Origin of the sequence: Desulfoluna sp., from assembly GCF_030145185.1 — a bacterium.
GTDB lineage: Bacteria > Desulfobacterota > Desulfobacteria > Desulfobacterales > Desulfolunaceae > Desulfoluna.
In genome coordinates this window covers 81,208-102,015 of the sequence record NZ_JAQYWB010000007.1, presented here as the reverse complement: position 1 = coordinate 102,015, position 20,808 = coordinate 81,208, and the positions used below count along the sequence as shown (strand labels likewise).

Genomic DNA, 20,808 nt, shown 5'->3' with positions numbered 1-20,808 from the left:
GAACAGTAAAGATCACATGGAAGTGATGGCAGTTGAGAAGCCTCGCTTTTTGCTTTTCAAGCCATTGCTGGATCTGCAGGTGAGAGCATTGCGGGCAGGTCCGGTGTTTGGTTTTGTTTGCCGAGTTGTACCATACCCGGTGAAAATGACCATCGGGGCACCCCTGGACATGACCGCCAAGGGTCGCAGTACGTCATACCATCATACTGTGAGCAGCATCGCGTTTATAGTCTGGAAGAGGATGAGATTGGTCGTAGGATCGGTATGCCTGTTTAAATATCTGATTAGCAGAGTATTTAGGCATTTATTTTGTACGACAAACAGAAATGTTAGAGTAAATTTTTACTGCTTGAATGACTATCCCACGTGAAGCGGGTCTGTCCTCCAACGCAGCGCTCAGGAGCGTCAAAAAGTGAAGCGAGGAACGAGCGCAGCTTTTTGGCGTCCCCTGCAGCGTGTAGTTATACAAAATTCACCTGACTCCTGCGCATGCTATCTTGTATATACCTAAAAATTGTATACATAGCATTAATGATCGCTGTTGCCTCAGGCAACATCAAGCAACTCATTCACATGTGCAAGACTGGCCCTATTTCTCAGAGTAGAAAAGGCATCAATAGATGTAGCAAAAGAATTAAGAACCCTGGTAATGTCATCTGCTCTGTGCCCTGATGCTCGCAAAGCGGGATGCTGTTCGCGGAGCAATTTAAATGCCTTAGATGCTGTAGGATTATTCGGAAGCTCAATTGATCCATCATGACAAAGTTGCACCAAATATCCATGAAGTGCAGTGTGAGCACGATCTATTGCACTTGACGCATCCACTGTTCCTACAAGTGCCTTGGCGTCCCCTAAAGCTCTCATAACTGTGGTTGAAACGGACTCACTAATCTCCGGGATAGCAACCTGACCGGCTGTTTCAATTAGTTGCTCATCGATTATCTCATATAGGCATTGATTATTTGCTAAGACCTGATTGATGTGTTGTACCGTTGGTACAGTAGCCCCTTTACCTCTAAGCTCTTCAAAAGCTTCATATATTGCCGCTATAAAATTAGGAGCATCTTTCGAAGCATTCTGTGCCTGAAAACTCATATCAGACTCAGCCCAGTTTAATGAAGAACTTCGGGCATAGTAATCACCTGAAACATTACAGAAATACCGCTTGAAAATTTCAACAGTTTGTTGACACCCAAGCGGGGATGACACTCTTTTAATCAAAGTCAAAAAGTCTTTTAAAGCGCTGTCGCTCAAGAGATTTGTAGCCCCCATTGAAAATCTAAGTTCGCTTGCCATTTGCAACGACATCTACTCTTCCTTATTTTGTATAACGTGCGCTTCACCGGGCGCAAAATGCGGAGCGTGGAACGAGCGCAGTTTTTTGCGAATCGTGTGTAAGCGATTGTTATATCGCAGAATTCCAAATCATTTTAACAGCACTATTTTTTCCCACGGGTATTCAGTGTCAAGCATAATAAAGATGAACCTACGAGAATTGATCCTCCCAGAATCTTTAAACCAACCCTAATATTTTCACCTAAAATTTTTGCTTCATTGCTTCCGTAACCTGAATAATGTGAATCAATCAAATCAAACCCGACAAAAATAATAAATATGCAAATTATGAAAATATAAGACTGCTTGATTAGCTGTAAAAATTTTACAATTGGACGTTTGGTTTTTTCAAACATCTCGAACTCCTTATCATATTGCAAATATAACAATTATTATCGGACATTTTTGTCCCATAATACCCTCTCACGGGTAAAAACTGACAGAAATGTCCGATAATCCGTATATTTCATGTATTTTCAGACACAGTTCAAATTTATCTTCATGTTTCCAATCGCTATCATTGTTCCCCTGAAAGCTACACAATGAAGACATACCATCTCTGACAATTACTTGGCCAAAAAATTCGACCATTTATCTTCATACGATTAAATTCTTACCCCTTGAAACTTATAATTGCAAGGAGGTATTTATGAAACCTGCGCCCCCTACCCGCCGGCTTGACAGAATCCGTCGGAAACTCCGTTTCAAGTACTACTCCATCAAAACAGAAAAGGTCTATCCGGGTTAAAATAAATTCACCTCATCAACCGTTAAATAACGCCATTGTCCAACGTTAATATCTAAACTTATCTCTCCAATTTTCTCTCGATGCAATGAAACAACCCGATTACCGACAGCAGCAAACATACGCTTAACTTGGTGAAACTTGCCTTCAGTTATCGTTAAAAGCACCTCTTTGGGGCCAATAACATTTAACTTCGCCGGTAAAGTCGGTTGCTTTTCACCCTGTAATTGGACTCCGTTTTCAAATTTTAAAGAAACGTCATCAGCAATAACGTCACGTAAACCAACACGGTAAACTTTTTCACATTGTGAGATAGGCGAGATGATATTAAACGACCAGCGTCCGTCATCCGTTATTAAAACCAAACCTGTGGTGTCAGCATCTAAACGTCCAGCGATATGAAGTTCTGAGGCTTTCTCAATATCGATATAATTAAATATAGAGGGATACGCTTCGTCGACATTTGAACAAATGGTATCAAGCGGTTTATGCATCACTATGTAGCGGAAGTTGCGAGTTTTCAGCCTTTGTCCATCAAGAGCGATCGTATTATTTTCATGAACCTGAGCCGCTTCATTTATAACAACAGAACCATTAACCATGACGTTCCCGGCATGAATAACCTGGGTCGCTTCACTTCTCGTTAATTCGGTACTTTTACAGACAAATTTATCAAGACGCATCACGTTATTTCCCACTATAGCCAAGTTGGTCGGCCTGTTGCGCAATTTATTGAAGGAGCCGGGCCATGCCTACACTCTTAGCAAGGCACAAAACCACCCAAAAACACGGCATGTTACACCAGTCAATTCAAATCTGTACTTCCCGCTTTGTAACGATTCAGCACAACAAAAAAAACCACCGGCGGCAAGAGTTTCATATGATCAACGAAATCTCAAGCCGAAAGAACATGGTCCATGTTCCTGTTCTTTTCTATTCATGGAATAGCGTCGCTTCTATATATCGAAAAATCAATTGCGAAATTCTTTGACATCCTTTACGACACCCATTAAATTAATTTCATAATTGACCACACATCTAACCTCCGAACCACTCTTCTTCCAATAAATTCAACCTGCACCCACGCCGTCTCTGCGGGTTCGATTTGCGGCCCCTGATCACGAAAAACGCATAAAAATGATGTAACCCCGCCTTTTAACCGAGACTGTTTACACCCTTGACGCATCCGTTTTACCCCATGAAATGGGATACCGTTTTAAACCATCACACCACCCCGGTATCCATTATACCACCCTTGTTCGCGTATGCAGAAACCCAAAAAAGGAGCCATGCATTCGCACCATAGCCACACACCAACCCAAGGAGGTTTCCGTGAAAAAACGTCATTATCACAAACTGACCCTTGCCGCATGTGCCCTTTATCTATCACTGACAGCAGCCCCCCTGCATGCATCAGACACCAATTCTGGGATTTATACAGGTGAAGACAACATCGCATCCCCTCTAACCGTCTCGAGGGATGATAAAACCCCCTACGAGGGCCGTGTGGCACCCCAGGTACTCGCAGAGAGCAAGACTCGAGATCATATCAACGTGATTATTTTTCTAAAAAGCAAGGACCTCACCAGCATTTCAAAACACGCGACCCTGCCCTTTGAGAAAGAGATCGACGCACTCTCCGGGGAAATTCGCTTCATTTACGGAAAGTACAAGTCGTCAGAATCCCTTCCCCCCGACAAAGAAAAAGCGGCGTACCAGCAGATCAAACAATCTGTGACAAACAGGGACCGGGATCGCCTGGAAAAACTGAACCTTCAGCTGGACGATAAGCTGGATGCCATGCGGCGAAAGGTTGGCACGTCTCTGAAGCAGGCCATTTCCGAGGACCAAAACCGATTTATAGACGTCCTTACCAACCTTGGGGGAACCGTGATCAGCCGCACCACCTCCATGAACACCGTCAGCGCCATACTCCCTTCCGACGCCCTTGAACATGTCGCTGGCACCGATGGGGTTATCGCCATTGAGCCAAACAGAAAGACCGAATACGAGCTCAATATAAGTGTCCCCAGTTGCGGTTACGATGACTGGTGGAACATTCAGTACGACGGCGGGGCCTATGATTTCGGAATTGTCGATTCCGGTGTTGCCGAAGACCATCCCGCATTTTCAAATGTCAATTTCTACAGCAAGCCAGGAAGCAGTGTCACCGCGGATCATGGCACCCACGTCACCGGCATCGTGGCCAGCGCCGATGCAACTTACAAAGGCGGGGCATACGGGCTGGATGCTGTCATCTGGGCCAACAGCGGTCCCGGCCAATCCGGCACCATGGAAAACATGGACTGGCTCGCCACAAGCGCGACCCAAGGTCCAGAGGTCATCAACCACAGCCTGGGATACGGCGTGGCCAACGACACGGACTATTCCAACAGCGACGCCTTCTACGACTCCTTTGTTAAACAGTTTAGCATCATGGTGACCAAATCCACCGGAAACTCAGGCTGGAACGACAACGCCCCCACCATCACCCATCCCGCCCCAGCTTACAACCTCATGGCCGTGGCCAACATGGACGACCTGAACACCCTCTCCCGCAGTGATGACGTCAGAAGAAGCTCCTCAAGTGTTGGCCCCACCCTGAACAGCCGCAAAAAACCGGACATCTGCGCTCCTGGATCCAACATCATCAGTACGAACGCGGACCATGATGACGAAAACGACTTTATCAGCAAATCCGGTACCAGCATGGCCGCTCCCCACGTGGCAGCGGCTGTCGTCTTAATGGAAGAAGCAGGCAACCATACCCCCATGGCCCAAAAGGCGGTCCTGATCAACACGGCCGATGCCTGGGACAGCAACAACACCCTCACGACTGCTGATGACGACTCCGTTGTGGGCTCCTACTGGGACAAGTCCTACGGCTGGGGCTACCTGGACATGGACGAAGCCGAATTTAACAGGGCCGATTATTTCACGGACAGCATCATCGCCCGAAATGACACGGCAACAGACGATGACTACAAGCTGTACAAAGGCACCATGTACAAATCCACCACCACAGCGGAAAAAGCCACCCTGGTCTGGCAGAAACGAAGCAACTACGTCAGCGGGGAGCCCCCGTCGACAACATACGCCCTCAGCGACCTGAACCTTCGGCTGTACAACGAAACAAACGGCGCCCTCCTTGACTCGGATATGGACGGCAACGACAACGTGCACCAGGTGGACATCGCCGCCGGAGCCAACGGGTGGAACCCTGTGGTCATCAAGGCCTACGCCTGGAGCAGCACCTTTGCCGGAGCCACATCTGAAGCCTACGCCCTGGCAACGGAAGAAAACTTTACCGAAGCCACACCACCCTCCTTTCAGCGGAACTACTCCCGGCCGAACTATGTTGGCCCTTACCAGACCTTTGATGTGACGGTTCGGATCTTCAACAACGGCGACGTTTCGGCCCACACCAACACCGTCACCTTGGCCAATATAACCGGCGCAACAATCAACGGTGCCAACAACCAAGCCCTGCCCACCATCCTTCCAGGCCCCTATCCGAACAACCCCCAGGCCACCATATACTCCATCACAACCTCAGGGATTGCGGCCGGAACCCACTGGCTCCCCATTGATTTCAAAAGCGAATGCTACCTTGAAAACTACGCCTACGCCACCGCTTACGGGGTAAGCATCATCGTGGAGACCACCCCCCCCTCCTCCGGCTGCACCTCTGCCGCGCAAAGTGTCTCCCCGAACATTCCCGTGGCCTGGACCGCGTCCGACACCCAAACCGGCGTCAAGCGGTCCTACCTGTACGCGAAGCCTCCCGGGGCCGCGAGCTTCTCCTACTCTGGGCTCTGGGCAACAGGCACCAGCGGCTCCCTCTCCTACACGGCCACTGCCCACGGGACCTATCACTTTGCCATCCGGTCCGTTGACAACGGTGGGAACTGGGAACCGGTGCCCACGGCTTCTGAATCAACAACGGTGTACACCTACTGATCTTGGGTTGAACGCAGGCGACTCGTTTTTTGCCGTATTATTCCTATCCCAGATATTTCACGAGTCGAGTGAAGGGAGAGAAAAGCAAGGAGAAAACGGTGAATGACATTTCGCATCTTTGGAATACCCATGTTTTTCTTTGTAACACGCTGTAATAACATTTTATTGCTTATGCATAGTCGTTTTCTCTTGAAATATCCGGGCTATAACGCCTTCGATACCGGCCAGACCATAAGAAAAACACCATGAAAAGGGAATTTTATGCTGCAGGCCCAAATTCATGATGATGGTAAAATCGGGTGGGAACAACGACATGCCGGTACGTCCGCTAAAAAGACACAGAAAGACGTTGGGGATGGCTCAGGATATCGCCTTGGGCCATCCCATCATAAACGCCCGTTCCAATACCTGATTAAAGAAAGAGGATAAAAGAGGTGCGCACGACACACTCTACGGCATAGCCCGGATATTTCATGAGAAAACAATCAGGACTAAGGAATAATTCGTCATTACAGCTCTTTGTCGTAATATTTTCAGTTGTTTCAAAAATGCAAAATGTAATCCACGGTATTCTGTCTGATTTTCTCACCCTTCGGGCGAGCCGGGTGCACTCATCTGCCGCGTTATCAGAGCTTTGAGGTAAACCGCTACATCTTCAGCTCTGATGCCTTGCATATAAGCGCACCCAACTCGTGAAATATCCGGGATAGCATCTGAATCGGTAACCATGCCGCAAAGCCACCGGCACCCCGCGGTAAAAAAGAAAGGGTTTTTGCTGTGAAAAAAGGCCGACATGGAATCATGCAAGGCATAAAGGAAACCAAAAGCACAGAAAACATGGCCCCTGTTCCCTCTGTTCGTGTGATCCACGGCTCATGTGTGCCAAATATACCAGAGACATCACCTGCATTGGTTTTGGTGGATGGAATACACCTGGCGGCAACGCATTCCCAGTTTTTCCCCATGGGATAGAGAGCCCGGAGCGAACAAAACGTACCGGCTCACTCCTCAACAACAATCGCTACGGTTTCACTCTCAACCTGGTCCCCGTCGCTGACAGAGAACGTCATGCGATGAATACCGATGTCATCTGGCCCCGGTCTCCATTGAAACAGGCGGGTTGCAGGTGCAAAGGTGGCCCCATCGGGAAGTCCGGTCGCCGAGAAGCGAAGGCTGTCCCCTCGATCCGAATCCCAGGCGCTGAGGACGAACTGAACAAGGTCTCCTGCCGAGACCCGCCTCGCCCCAGTGGACTCAAGCAAAGGGGGCTGGTTGTCCGTCGTGGGCCTGGCTGGGCGAAAGGCTTTTTTTGAGTGGCTGTTGGTGTTGCCGTAGGCATCGGTGGAGAAAATACAATAGACGTAGACCCCACAATCCAAGGCACCCGTGAGGCCCGTGAGGGAAATGGCGTGGGTCCTGGTAAGGCTGGAATCGATCACCTCCTGGTCATCATGGTACTGGGCACCATATTCAATCTTGCTTGTCGTGGGTTCATCTGTTTTCCAGTGAACCGTAACGCTGGTTTCCGTGGTGTCGGTGAGGTAAATGTCCGTGATGAGGGGAAGCCGTTTGTCGGGGCCGGAGGGGGTGGTAACCCTCAACGGCTGGCTGACAAGGCTCTTGTTGTTCCGGGAGTCAAAAGCCACCACCGTGTACCGATAATTCGCGTCTGGGTTTACCCTGTCGTCTGTGCAGGTGGGGACGATGGCGGTGTCTATGGGGTGCCCGTCCCGGTAAACGATATAGCCGGCAAGATGAGCGTTGTCCTCGGCGGGTTCCCAGGTGAGGATCACTTCTTCGGACGTGACCTCTGTGGCGGCAAGACTGGACGGCGATGAGGGCGGGATGGTGTCTGCAAAGCTCGCGCTGGGAAAGACCTCGAAGACATGGGCAATGGGTTTACCAGGGCTGTAATATCCCTCCACATCAATCTCAAGAACATAAAGAAGGTTATTTTTCCGATCGTACCCTACCCCACCCAGGGATTTACCACGGGTACGAATATCCTGAACAGGAAGGTTCATGTTCGCCGAGAACAGAAGGTCCTGCACGTTGTACACGGCATAGGGCTGCACCTCATCCGGGGTAAGGGTGCCCCCTGCCACATGGCCAATCAACACCGGGTCATAGAAGAGCAAAGCGCCGTAATCCGGACAGCCGTGATACCCTTTGCTTCTCGAGTAGTCATCCGGTTGGGGAACTCCATAGGTCCATTGCCCACCGGCCCTCTCCCGGACCCCTCTTTTGCCGGCGATGACAACAGCGGACCGGTCCCCTGCCGTCAGCCAGGCCCCGTCGACCCAATTGTCACTAAAGCCCATTCCTCGAACGGGGTGCTCGCCGGAGTGCTTGAGCAGCTCGATGGCGCCAAGCTTGCAGCCGTCCGCAGGCGGGTTGCCGTCGTTCCACGGGCCAAACACATAGAGGGCGGGCCCCCAGCTGCCGTTGTTGGGCGTCCTGTACCTTCCCGCCGCGAGGGATTTCCCCGGCGTATGGATGGTTGCCCAGGTCGCTGGCACGTCAAAAAGGTACTTGCTTGTGGCCGCGGCCGGGAAGTCCCCCAAGCGCCACATGCCATGGCTCTGGGGGGCTGACAAATCGAGTTCGGCCCATCCGTGATAGGGGGTATCTGCATGGGGCATGTAGTATTCGTAAAGGGTCCAGTACAGCTTATCCGTGGCCTGGCTGCCCTGCCTGGGATAGTACTGAATATCCACCAGGGTTGTGCCGGTAAGCCCCAGGGTCTGACGGCCTTCCGTGATATCGGCAAAGGGCTGGAGCGTCGTCGCCCGGGGCAGATCATCAAGATTTTTATCAACCGAAATCACCGGGACCGGGATGGAAAATTCAGAGACATGGTTTGCGTAGGTGTGGCTGATACTAAAAAGCGATCCGGGGAACCCGTCAGCGACCCCATGGGGGTCCCCTTTGGGGTAAAATGTCATGCCTTGGCCTCCGCCGGACCACCGGGCCATGGGGACTGTGCCCTTCTCATCGGGAAGCTTGAACGCCCCGAGATAAAGCAGGTCTTGCTCGGGTTGAAGACGGCTTTCCGCCGCCTCTATTAAACTGAAGTTTGCGGTGATGGTGCTGACCTGTGAGACCGTGATTGTAATGCTCAATTCCGTGCTGAACGCCGGAATATCACCACTCCATCCACCAAATATTGAACCTTCATCCACAACGGCCGTGAGGGTGAAGGTATCCATCGTCTCTACCTCGATCTGACAGACGTCGTGACAATCAACTCTGCCAGAGTCGCAGGAGATGTGGCCGGAGCCGTCGCCTGATTTAATGAGGGTCAAGGTGGGGATGGGCGGGGATGAACCCTCCTCCGAATCATCTCCACCGGAAGACCCGCAAGAACAAAGAGTAAAAAGGACAAATGTGCAGAACAAAAGAGATATCAATTGTCGAGGCATGCCTGGCTCCCATGGTCGATGTCGCGGTGAAGTACGAAGTCTTTTTCGAGACATCATATATAAGCAGAACCGCAGACAGGGTCAAATGATAACTTCTTGATACATCACAACAAAAATAACTATATTTTGTCAGGACGTGTGATATCTTTACAGATCTAACAAGGCAAAAAAGTAGTAAAGCAACAGTTTTACCATTGCAAATTCCTAAGAACAAGAGAGCGCACCGGTTTTCATTCCAACGATTTTTTTATATGCGTCATTAAATAATATTTTCGGTCCATATTTCATTATCAGTCTTGGATCTAACTTTTCCACTTTTAAATCTTTAAAATTTTTGGGGCAATTAAAAATAATTGTGGCTATCAAAACAATATTAAGCATCGAAAACACTCGGAAAAGCCAGAAGCCCATCACAGGCGCTGTAATTTGGAAAAAAAGTAAGGGCAAAAATATTGCCATATAAAAAGGAAAAATAATAATTATACAAAACCTCATCAACCAACTACCTTTAACGTATTTTATATTTTTATTATTTCTTACTTCTTTCAAAAGTCTAAAAATTAATAACTCATACTCTTTTAATGTGCCTGATCCCACAACAGAATGCCCAATTAAAATTTTGTTTTTCTTACTATAAATATATGCATAGGATCTATTTCTGAACAAACCTATAGCAGGGGTGAATTTTACTTTTTTTATCTCATCAAACATAATCTCTATTTTTATATCCTCTTTGAATAAACGCTTTTTCAAAAAACAGAGTGAGTCATCTTTTATTATATATTTAAACTTATTGTCTAACATTTAAAACTCCTTGTTTTATGAGCATTTCGCCATTAATTCAAATTTAAAAGACAGTCTTTATCCATTACAATTCTAACGTTTATCCTATATCTTCATTTAAAGCATCTTCTTACAAAACCTTCTTTATTGAATTTTCGCTACAATTCAATAAAACTCTCTCCTTAAATATAAATTTGAATCGTACCTACAGCCTAAAATGTAATTTCTACGAACTCTTAACCTTTTGGAATAGTCTCTTAATTCCAACTAAATAAAGGCACAGATCGATGACACAAATAATCTAATAGTCCAAAATTTCCCGTTAAAATATTTACAGGGCGCGGAGTCAAAATCACTTAGTCACATTACGATTCATCTATTTAAAAAACATTTGGACTACACAAACTATTGGCTGAGGGTAAATATCCCAGCTCTACTTAGAAACAAAAACATACTCAAAAAGAACAACACTGAAATACCGGCAACTTTCAAATTCGATTCGAGCATACCACCCATTGCAGAATGTTCCTCGATCACTTGTCCTTGAAATTTCCATGCCAAGAGCATGAACACAATAAATTGAGGGGCGGTAAGATCAAGACTTGGAAAATCGAATTCTTTTAAAATCAAAACAAGAAAAAAAATAAAGCTCATGGCAATAATAGTAATTAAAATAGTATTCAATGCTTCAAGTTTCTTTCCAAGTTTTACATAATTAAGCGCCATAATTATACCACCCAAAAGAATAGTGCCGAAAAAAGTGGCTATTCCTATCCCCACAATACTGTATAATTTAACATCATTCATCCAATCGTCGTCTTCGTAGGTAATCGCCATCCATTCATCCATCTCGCTCATAATGTTCCTTTTGACCAGCAGCCAAATTAAGACTTTCTTGTAAATAGGTGCCCATTTTTTCTATCTTGACAGCCACCGCCATTTGAGGTCCATCCATGTTTCGGTTCCTGTGGGTGACTTTGGCATGGGCACTCGCTTTTGCGCTCGCGTCAGAAGCAATTATAGAAGTCCGGGATAAATACAGGGCTAAACCCCTTAACCCGGATATTTCATGAGATAACAATCAGGGCTAAGGAATAATATATAATTAGAGCTCTTTGCAGTAATATTTTCAGTCGTTTCAAAAATGCAAAATGTAATCCACGGTATTCAGTCTGATTTTCTCACCCTTCGGGCGAGCCGGGTGCACTCATCTGCCGCGTTATCAGAGCTTTGAGGTAAACCACTACATCTTCAGCTCTGATGCCTTGCATATGAGCGCACCCAACTCGTGAAATATCCGGGTTAAGCACACTAAGAACTGAAATTTATAGTAATCAGGCCACACCTCTGAATTGACCTTGATGGCAAAGCCTTCTGTCGTAATCTGAGACGTGAATTTATTCCCACCGCAATCAGAAACCATTCTGATCCACTCAAATCGTGAAAGAGCCATTTTTAATATATGGTATTTCCAGAGAATTCTTCTGATATATTTAGAAAAACTAAAAATCTTTTTGATGGGTATAGATCTGGATATATTGTACCTTTCCTCCATTTTAGGGCGTCGTTCGGGGTATCGATAAATATTAATTATTCATTTCTCCATTTGTCTTTTTAAAAGATCAATTAAATCCTCATCAACCTCATATTTGTATGCGACATCCAATGGTGTTCTTCCGTTATGATCCTTTATAAATACATTTGCCCCTCTTTTGATTAGAAGTTTGGCTGATTCTATCCGTTTTTTTCTTATCGCCTTGTGCAACGGCGTCTCACCATCACTTCTCTGCAAATCGATATCAGCCCCATTATCCAATAAAAGCTCCACATATTCAGGGCGGCCATAAAACATATTCAACGGGGCATGACCCATGTTTTCCTGAATATTTACATCAGCTCCTTTAGAGATTAAGTATTTCATAATTTCATAGCTACCTGAAAGATGAATCGGAGCCGTCCCAAATATATCTTGTTTATTAATTTTTGCGCCATTATCAACCAACAATTTAACAGGTTTAAGGTCTTTCCCGTCTACAGCATAAGCCAGCGCCGTCATTCCGTCATCTGTTTCAACGTTAACATCCACATCTTTTTCAATTAAAAATTCTAATATTTCCGGAGAATGAATTGCTGCCAAAACAACTGGACACATGCCTTTAAACCATTTTTCATGGATATTCGCGCCATTCTCAACAAGTTTTCGCACAATCGCAACATTTTTTGACCGAATTGCGACCTCTAATGGATTGTTCTCTAATTTACTTTCGTGATGTACATCAGCCCCTTTATCTATCAGAAAAGATGCCATTTCAAATTCCCCCACACCCAAAGCTGTCATCAAAATATTATACCCATACTTATCAACAGAATTTACATTGACACCTTCATTGAGTAATTTCTCAACTGTTTTCAAATCACCGTTTTTAACAGCGGCATTAATTTCCTGACTCCAATTATTCCTCTGGACAATTTTCATACCTACAACTATTAATAATAATAATGCAAACCCCAGTAGGATATATATTTTCTTCATGCTCCCCCCCTATATTATACTCTATCTATTCAAAATAATACCCACTGTAAGGACTGTGTATAGCCTCGAAGAATTGGGACAAATCCCAATTCGCATCTCGGTATGAACACTTTACCTCTGCTCCTATTTCTTTTAAGTTCTTAGGCAACTCCCTCACAAACGCTTTAACACCATTCGTCGCTCCATTCTTACCAATACAATTATCGATTGCATCAAGAATAAACCCAAAAGCCAAGCCTACTATAAAGCCACCAACCACAACAGTTGCCATTGATAATACTCCAGGGGCAAACAAAGCCCCAACAGCAGCCACAAACATTGCAGAAGCAATCATTTTTATAAAATCTGAGGCAATATTGACCAATAAGTCAGAAATACTCATATTATCATCATTATAACATTCAATAGAATCAATGGTACCAATGATAAAAAATGCCATTTTAGTCCCCCTTGCTGCAGCCTTTACTTTTCCAGCAAAAGATCTTGGAACATGCTCAAATACTGAAGAGAAAATTTTCAGATTTTTATTCCCATTCCCTCTCATTTTGTAAGCTAACTTAGTAGTGAGATTCCCATTCGTCAAAAATAAACTAACCCTCCTTAAGGCTTCTTTGTTTCCTTCAAAAACAACATGACGGACCCCATTAATAAATTTAACATTAAACCTAGTATCTCTAAAAACATTCTGCTGAAAATCTTTTAAAAGCAACCTTCGGATATTATCGTTGTTCAAACGAGGTAAAATATCTATTGCAAATGGAACTACATTTGATCCCAAAAACATCTCTCCACAAAATGCTTTTTTACTCTCAAGCCAGGGAAAGCATCGAAACAATAGAGCGCCAAGATCACTCAGTTCTTCATTTGACAATCTATCAAGCTGATACGATTTTTCTGGATCTTCAAGAACCTTTAAATATCTATACTCATGATCATATTCCTTCTCAATCTCAAGTATAAAAAAATCATTCCGGGACTCATCTTCAACAGGTTCTTTGTACTTTAAAAAAGAAGCTGCTGAATCAACCGCATGTCTCTGTACTACTATAAACAGATTTCCATGTGAGTCGGTTTCCAATGCTGTTAATTTTATCTCGTCAAATAAATCGATGTTTTTATCATTGATTTCAAATTTTATTTTGCCGTCATAATCTGTGCACTTTTCGAGTTGCGTCGTATAAAACTCACCATTTCGCAAATCGTGCCACACATCTTTCACCTTTACTCTGACATTCATTTTATACTCTTTGGACAAACACAGCATATTCAGCCGGGGTGGATCCAACTTTTCAGCAGGCTTTGCTACAATCACATTCTCTTTATTGGCAACAATGTTAACTTTTATTTTTTGCCTCTTCGGAATAATTATCTCGTCCCCCGGGTAAACAATATGGGGGGTACCCCGGTGTTCAAGAAACCCTTTATTCAAGTTGGTTGCCGGCGGAAACAATTCTCTCCAATTTGACAAACCATGAGCCCGAGCAATTTTATCGAGTGAATTGAACTCATTTTTATTAACAACAACCACCTCTCTTCCGGCAAGTGCCCTGTTGGGATCGGCTTTCCAGACATCACTGAATCTGATTCCATATATTTCTTTTAGACTTTTATTTTGATTTTCTGGCATTTGATAATTTCCATATATCAGTTATTGTTAATTTTCCCAGCAAGGTCTGGAAATTCGATGGTATACATATTCATATAAACATCTGAATTGATCTCGGCAAAACCGTCTTCATCCAAGTTGCCTTCAAAAAACTTCGTGCCATCTTTTTTAAAAATAACGTATCTTGCATTAGGGAGCGGCTCCCCTTCTTCATCCAACAGCTTTATCTTCAACCACTTGTCTTCATTCCTCTCGTTTGCTGTTACAGCTTCCGGCGCCACCACCGGTGGTATCACAATCCCCCCCATACAAGCTGAATTTGCTTTGTTCATCATCATCTTGTCGGAGAGTCTGCAGGCGGCCTTCCCTTCAATCGTGACGTCAGGGGAACAGGAGATAAAAGAGGCTTCGCCCAGGTTCACGCCGGAAGAGACGCCCCCATTGGAGCCGGGCTCATCACCCACGCTTTTTGAGAACGTGCAGCCGTCAATGGCGATGGGATTGCCACCGTCGGCGGTGACGGTCACACTCCCACCTGCGAGGTCTTTATCCATGGCGATATTAACGTATGCGACATCCACTGGCCCACCTGGAGTGGGGGTCGAACAGATATCGGGCAAAGTCGAGGTCGCGATGCCCCCGCTCCCCTGATGGCAGAGGGTCAATCCGTTTACCGTAACTGTCGGAGCCATAGGTTTATCCTTGTTAGTTTGCAAGCAACTCCAAAAGAAGGGCGCTGCGTTTACCGGAATCGGAGCTTGTCCATATCAGCTGAAATGGACCGCCGGTGTATCCATTATTGCCGGATTCAATCGCAAGGTTAATCAAGTTGGGTGCCGTCGCGGCCCCCATGTCCCCCCAACGGTTGACCGGCGCAACAAGATTGCTCGCGCTCTCAAACCGATGACTGTGTCTCAGAGCTGCAAAGCCATACTCATCGGTTCGATAACGCTCTCCATTCATGTCGCAAAGAACCCGGCTCACCTGTTTGTTTTCCGGAAGATAGTGCAAAACGTCGGCAAATGCCGCGCTTAACCCCGGTCCTGTACACACCGTCCCCTTGCCTATGGGGTGAGCCTCTTCAGTGGTGCTCTCGGCTCGAACGGTTGCAGCACCGGTTAATCCATAACGCGAAATAATCTCGGTTGAGGCGATCAGACAAAAGCCCGCCCCTTCCCCAGGTATAAATCCGAACCGGTTATTCGAAGTTTTCAACCGGTTGCAGGCGTTGAGCCAGCTGAGGGTTGCCGCTGAATCAAACGAATCGATTCCACCAAACACGGCAAATTCACACCGGCCTTCACGGATAGAAACAGCCGCCTCTTTAAATGCCATCAACCCGGCGGCATGGCCGGCAGGTATCATTGTTACGTCTGTCTCCAACGTTTCGCTGTGATTCAGGGCATCTGTCACGCTGTCTTGAATCACTTCAATGAAGTCAAAAGAAAACCCAGGCCTTATCTCCGGCACACCGATAACCACGGGGAGAGGAAGTTTTTGATGCGGGATCCCCTTCAAGGGCCTCAACGCCTCCTCAAGGGCAGGAATCGCGAGCGCTATAAAGCGATCTGCCCCTTCATACTCCTCTCCGACATAACTGGCCCGCCCCATCACAAGGGGCTTTCCCTGATCGTCCTCGAAATACGGGTGACGAAGCAGTCGCGTCACTTCCGCCCGCACCATGGCAGCCGTCATGGCAGCGCTGGTGCCGACCGGTGTCCGCGCGCCACATTGAACGATGGCGATCTCCTGATCGAGATTCATGCATTTAACCTCATATCTACTTCATCCTTACGATGCTTCTCTCAAGAAGATGCTCCCGGTTGTGACACTCAAAAGCGCAATGCCATACCATCATCAATCGACTCTCCTCAGGCTCGAGAATCACTGTGTAAAGATTGATGTCATGATCAACCACATCATTGCCGATAAGGGTCGCGCATCGGGGTTTAACTTCCGGGAGGTTGAAGCGGAGGCGGCCGCTTTGGCTCACGTTGACAAGCGTCACCGGTTCTCCCCCTTGAAGGTACCCTTCGGCCTGCTGGTCTGCAGGAGCCTGTTGATAATATCTGGAGTCAAAATCCTCGGGCAGCAGGGGTTTTCGGTTCTTGGCCCATGCTTCGTCGCAGGTCCCCATAAAGGACGCCCTGGGTTCCCAATGGGCAGAAATAGGACCAAACCCCGCCGGTTCCGCTCGGCGCTGCTTTTTCCCTTGAAAACAGATGTTGGGAACCTGCATTTCTTTCCGATGTGAGGCGACACGGACATATCCGGTGCCAACGGGATTGCGAGCCTCATAGCCCTGTTTTTTACTCTTTTTGTGCCGTAGATCGCAGCCTCCAAAAGCCCGTTCATACACGATCGGTATTCTTACAAACGGCTGAACGGGGGTCTTTGATGTAAAAATCCCACGCCGCCAGTGATGATCTCCGGTCACCCTGAAGCGTTTCTGAACACCCCCCACACGCATCCATACATCAAGCTTTTTGACGGGCTTTCCTCCGGGAGCTGTTGCGTTTGCGTGCATAATCACATCGGTGGCTGGTTTTCCGGAGATCAAATCCACATCGTATTTCATCGATGAATGGCCCGGTTCTCCTGTATACACGGGAGCTCTGCATACAGGTTCCTGACGGTCTGCCACCGTGACCGACCCGTCTTCCGCAACCGTAAACGTGCCCTTCACAGCGACAACCCAGACCTCTGCCCCCACCTGATTCCGGGTGAACGTGCCGACCGCATCAAAAGGGGTTTTATTTTCAACGACCCACATCTTTAACCTCCAGGGATGGATGAATCGAATGGCTCAAGGAGCAGCGTCAGTGACCATGAAGTCCCTTCCCTTGATCGGGCCATGGCCAAACCTGCCTCGGGCTTCTATTACCTCCACGCATTCTGCGCGCATCACGTCCGATACATGATCCGAAATAAAAAGAAGGCGGGACGTGACACGGGAATTAAGCCCATATGTCATCCCACGGGCATACCAGCTGCGTTGTTCAACATCGTCGATACGGGAATATCGACTCAAGACGCTGTCTATATGCCTGTCGCTTTGTTCCTGATCACCGATGGAGCAAAGGATAAAAACCGCTGCCGTCACATCCTTTTCCCTGCCGGAGTCAAGGCCTTCAGTTACATGATCGATGCATCCATTCCTGCATGTACGAAGGGCATCGATCCTGGCCGAGAGCCTCTCTTCCGTCTTTTTTATCTGATTCCAGGAAACCGCCTCATGAAAAAGCATAGTGAACCGTCGAAAAAGATAGCCGATTTCATGGACAAGCTCGGCACAAATCTCATCGTGAAACACCTCTATATTGCTCTTTTCAACAACCTCCATAGCTGCAATGTCCCGTGTCAGAGCTATATTCCGTATCTCTTCCTGTCGCGTAACCCTGACGACCTCAACATCGCGATTCTGTCCAAGGGTTTCGTTTGTTATCTGATCCAAAAGAGCCCTGTCCGCCGCGGTTTTTTCTATGGATTCAGTTAAGGGCAATGGAAGCCCCCTTTATTTTGTTCGCATGGAGTGCTTCAGATAAAATTTCAACCCCTTCCGACACCAACCGCCCGTTCTTTGCCGTGTAGGTGGTGCTTGCCTCACCACTGCGAATAACAATCTCCGTTTCCGCTTCAATAACAATTCGTTTTCCGTGAACACGAATCTCTTTAGTGCTGAGGTCCTTTTCAGCCTCATCGTTGGAATCAAGAATCGAGTAATAGATGTTCGTCACAACCGGCCTTCCAGGGTCATGATTTTCAAAATCAAGTCGCACATCAAGAGACCGGGCGATTGCATTCTGAAGATCCTTCAACATAAAAGGTCGACCCAGTTTAGCGATCACGGGCTTTTTCGACGGGTTGCCCTCATAATCAACAAAGACAGCGTTATCCTCCCGCTCCATTCCGACAATATGCCCCACACAATTCCCCGATACGGAAACGGTGACAAGCTCTTCCACACCACGGTTCATTGTCTCAGCCTGACACACAGGATCACTATTTTCCGTGCACTGTATTTGGCCTCTATGACTCACAAGCACACCTCCCATTCACCTAACCCGGATATTTCATGAGAAAACAATCAGGGCTAAGGAATAATCCGTAATTACAGTTCTTTGTAGTCATATTTTCAGTCGTTTCAAAAATGCAAAATGTAATCCACGGTATTCTGTCTGATTTTCTCACCCTTCGGGCGAGCCGGGTGCACTCATCTGCCGCGTTATCAGAGCTTTGAGGTAAACCACTACATCTGCAACTCTGATGCCTTGAATATGGAAGCACTCGACTCGTGAAATATCCGGGCTAATCAGTTTTTGCTGATGACAGAACCCGACGTCGTAAGATTGCCCGAGGCATTGATGCTGACATTGACCCCATCAAGGATAATATCGCCACGGCTCGTGATGGTAATGGAGGCACCCCCTGCGTTTATCCTCACATTCGAGCCACTGCTTGTCATACTGATGGTGCCACCGGCTACCGTATTCAAGGCTTTGACAATGTCCACATCCATATTATTTCCAACGGAAATCGCGTGGTCCTTGCCGACGCTCAGATTGGCATCATTTCCGATATCGCTGGTGCTGTTGTTCCCTATGTTCTCCGTTCTATTTTTGCCGACAGCCGTGCCCACATCCTCCTCCACGGTCTCTCGCATACTCTTACCCACAGAAACCGTCTTGTTCTCCCCAGTCGACTCATCCAAATTCTTTCCCACCGTCACCCTCATGTTCTCCCCCACCGACTCGGTGTGGTTTTTAGTGACGGTGATCTCTTTGTTATTGCCTACGGATTCGCGTTGGTCGTTGCCGATTGTTTTGCGGCGATCGTTGTCGACGGCGAGGGTCTCATCATGGCCGATATGCTGACCCTTGTCGTTTTTGATCTCGATATTCCAGTCTTTCTCGCCGTGGATGTAGATCTCTTCTTCACCCTTTTTGTCCTCGAACCGCAGCTCGTTAAACCCATCGCCTCCGGGGGTGGAGTGGGTTTTAAGGGTGCTCTTGGTTTTTTCTGCAGGAAGGGAATAGGGAGGCATGTTGGCCCCGTTGTAGACGGCCCCGGTGACGATGGGGCGGTCGGGGTCGCCGTCGATAAAGCTGACGATCACCTCCTGGCCGACGCGAGGGAGGAAAAAAGCGCCCCAGCCCTTGCCGCTGACGGACTGGGCCACACGCATCCAGCAGCTGCTCTTGTCATCGTTTTTACCCAGGCGATCCCAGTGATATTGAACCTTAATGCGGCCAAATGCGTCGGTATAGATCTCCTGGCCTTCCGGGCCGGTAACCACAGCGGTCTGGACCCCTTCCACGGAAGGTTTTTTCACCGCGGCCGGTCGGAATGGCGTCTCTGAGGGAATGCAGGTAAATTCATTGGAGTAAGTATTTCCCTGCCCTTCCGGGGCAAGCTCCTCAAGGGATTGGGGCTGGGTGCCCTTGTGAGAGACGCGGGTGAGGAGGTACTCCCGATTACTCTCATTGTACGGGTATTTTGTCAGGGTGAAGAGGTGGCCCACGGCAAAACTGCGGCAAAGGCTCTTGCCTGAATACTCTTCCCGGTCAAGGCGCGCCCGCTCCAAATGGATATCGGCAAGGCGCTGGCCCGTGGCCTCGTTGGTCAGATAGCCGGGATAATCGTAGAGTTCGAGAGTCTTGTCACCCTCTGCGATGGTTTTGGAGATGGGCTTATAGGAGGGCGTCTGAAAATGGTAATCCTTGAATACAGATTGGCTTGCGGTAATGTTCTCTGAGACCCAGAACTCTGTGACATATTCCGCTTCATCCACCAATTGGCCCGGCGGGGTAAAAAGGACAGAATCATTTTTTGAGATCAGCTTATGACAGGCGTGCATGTCTCCGAACACAAGGATGTGATCGTCTTCCGTGAATTCGTGATAAAAGAAAATTCCCTCCTCCGCGAGGAGGCGGGTCACAAAATCCCAGTTGGTCTCCCGGTACTGCACGCAATACTCCCTTGGGGAGTACGTTTGGTGGGTTCGGAACTCAAAATCGTTGGCCTGCATCCCCCCGCTTTGAAGCACCTCCCTCACAATCTCCGGGACGGTTTTCTCCTGAAAAATACGGATATCTGAGATCAGCGCCTGCGCCCAAACCCTGGGCACGAGGGTCACATGATAGAGGTAATGGCGTCCCCGCGTCTCCCTCTCCTCAAATCGACGCACCACCCCGTGAATATACCGTTCCTGCTTTCTCCCCTGGAGGGTAAAAAGCCCTTCACGTCCGATAAAATCAGCACTGAGGAGACGCCTCTTAGACACCACAGTGGCTCGCACAACGAAACAGTCAGAGATCGATTCGTCTGATGAGAACTCAAACACATCGAGCTTTTGACCGTTCAAGACACAATCGAACTGCCGCATGTTCTTGAATATTTCAACAACTGACATCATCGTTCACCT

General features: G+C 47.4%; 15 protein-coding genes and 1 pseudogene. 1 reads left to right on the top strand and 15 read right to left on the bottom strand.

Annotation, left to right across the window (positions count from 1 at the left end):
- Window positions 1-13 precede the first annotated feature (13 nt).
- The 4 genes and pseudogenes from Q1Q75_RS22575 to Q1Q75_RS03555 all read right to left on the bottom strand — a co-directional run.
- Window positions 14-181, bottom strand: a pseudogene (locus Q1Q75_RS22575) (transposase zinc-binding domain-containing protein); the annotation flags it as partial.
- A gap of 365 nt (window positions 182-546) precedes the next feature.
- Window positions 547-1,308, bottom strand: a complete 762-nt coding sequence (locus Q1Q75_RS03565) for an abortive infection family protein (RefSeq protein WP_300667635.1) — start codon at window positions 1,306-1,308, stop codon at window positions 547-549.
- 131 nt (window positions 1,309-1,439) lie between these two features.
- Window positions 1,440-1,691 (bottom strand): hypothetical protein, encoded by a 252-nt coding sequence (locus Q1Q75_RS03560; protein WP_300667634.1) that lies wholly within the window; start codon window positions 1,689-1,691, stop codon window positions 1,440-1,442.
- 388 nt (window positions 1,692-2,079) lie between these two features.
- Entirely contained in the window at window positions 2,080-2,763 is a 684-nt protein-coding gene (locus Q1Q75_RS03555; protein WP_300667642.1) for a pseudouridine synthase, read from the bottom strand.
- Between the two features lie 649 nt (window positions 2,764-3,412).
- Here Q1Q75_RS03555 and Q1Q75_RS03550 point away from each other — a divergent pair.
- Entirely contained in the window at window positions 3,413-6,040 is a 2,628-nt protein-coding gene (locus tag Q1Q75_RS03550) for a S8 family serine peptidase (RefSeq protein WP_300667633.1), read from the top strand.
- Between the two features lie 1,001 nt (window positions 6,041-7,041).
- Here Q1Q75_RS03550 and Q1Q75_RS03545 read toward each other — a convergent pair.
- The 11 genes from Q1Q75_RS03545 to tssI all read right to left on the bottom strand — a co-directional run bounded on the left by Q1Q75_RS03545 (window position 7,042) and on the right by tssI (window position 20,799).
- Window positions 7,042-9,462, bottom strand: a complete 2,421-nt coding sequence (locus Q1Q75_RS03545; RefSeq protein ID WP_300667632.1) for a fibronectin type III domain-containing protein — start codon at window positions 9,460-9,462, stop codon at window positions 7,042-7,044.
- Window positions 9,463-9,666: 204 nt separating this feature from the next.
- Window positions 9,667-10,266, bottom strand: coding sequence for a hypothetical protein (locus tag Q1Q75_RS03540; RefSeq protein WP_300667631.1), 600 nt, complete (start codon window positions 10,264-10,266; stop codon window positions 9,667-9,669).
- A 384-nt stretch (window positions 10,267-10,650) separates the two neighbouring features.
- Window positions 10,651-11,103 carry a hypothetical protein gene (locus tag Q1Q75_RS03535; RefSeq protein ID WP_300667630.1) on the bottom strand — a complete coding sequence of 151 codons (453 nt, stop codon included), beginning with the start codon at window positions 11,101-11,103 and terminating at the stop codon, window positions 10,651-10,653.
- A gap of 736 nt (window positions 11,104-11,839) precedes the next feature.
- Window positions 11,840-12,778, bottom strand: coding sequence for an ankyrin repeat domain-containing protein (locus Q1Q75_RS03530; RefSeq protein ID WP_300667629.1), 939 nt, complete (start codon window positions 12,776-12,778; stop codon window positions 11,840-11,842).
- 25 nt (window positions 12,779-12,803) lie between these two features.
- Complete coding sequence (locus Q1Q75_RS03525) at window positions 12,804-14,405, bottom strand: hypothetical protein (protein ID WP_300667628.1); 1,602 nt, start codon at window positions 14,403-14,405, stop codon at window positions 12,804-12,806.
- Window positions 14,406-14,422: 17 nt separating this feature from the next.
- Window positions 14,423-15,076, bottom strand: coding sequence for a DUF4150 domain-containing protein (locus Q1Q75_RS03520; RefSeq protein WP_300667641.1), 654 nt, complete (start codon window positions 15,074-15,076; stop codon window positions 14,423-14,425).
- A 13-nt stretch (window positions 15,077-15,089) separates the two neighbouring features.
- Entirely contained in the window at window positions 15,090-16,148 is a 1,059-nt protein-coding gene (locus Q1Q75_RS03515) for a beta-ketoacyl synthase N-terminal-like domain-containing protein (protein ID WP_300667627.1), read from the bottom strand.
- 16 nt (window positions 16,149-16,164) lie between these two features.
- The gene (locus Q1Q75_RS03510; RefSeq protein ID WP_300667626.1) at window positions 16,165-17,157 is read right to left on the bottom strand and encodes a DUF2169 domain-containing protein; all 993 of its coding nucleotides are present in this window, start codon (window positions 17,155-17,157) and stop codon (window positions 16,165-16,167) included.
- Between the two features lie 33 nt (window positions 17,158-17,190).
- Entirely contained in the window at window positions 17,191-17,886 is a 696-nt protein-coding gene (locus Q1Q75_RS03505; protein ID WP_300667625.1) for a hypothetical protein, read from the bottom strand.
- Entirely contained in the window at window positions 17,873-18,349 is a 477-nt protein-coding gene (locus Q1Q75_RS03500; RefSeq protein ID WP_300667624.1) for a DUF6484 domain-containing protein, read from the bottom strand. The genes Q1Q75_RS03505 and Q1Q75_RS03500 overlap by 14 nt, the downstream gene beginning before the upstream one ends.
- Window positions 18,350-18,696: 347 nt before the next feature.
- Window positions 18,697-20,799 (bottom strand): type VI secretion system Vgr family protein, encoded by a 2,103-nt coding sequence (tssI, locus tag Q1Q75_RS03495; RefSeq protein WP_300667623.1) that lies wholly within the window; start codon window positions 20,797-20,799, stop codon window positions 18,697-18,699.
- Window positions 20,800-20,808: the final 9 nt, after the last annotated feature.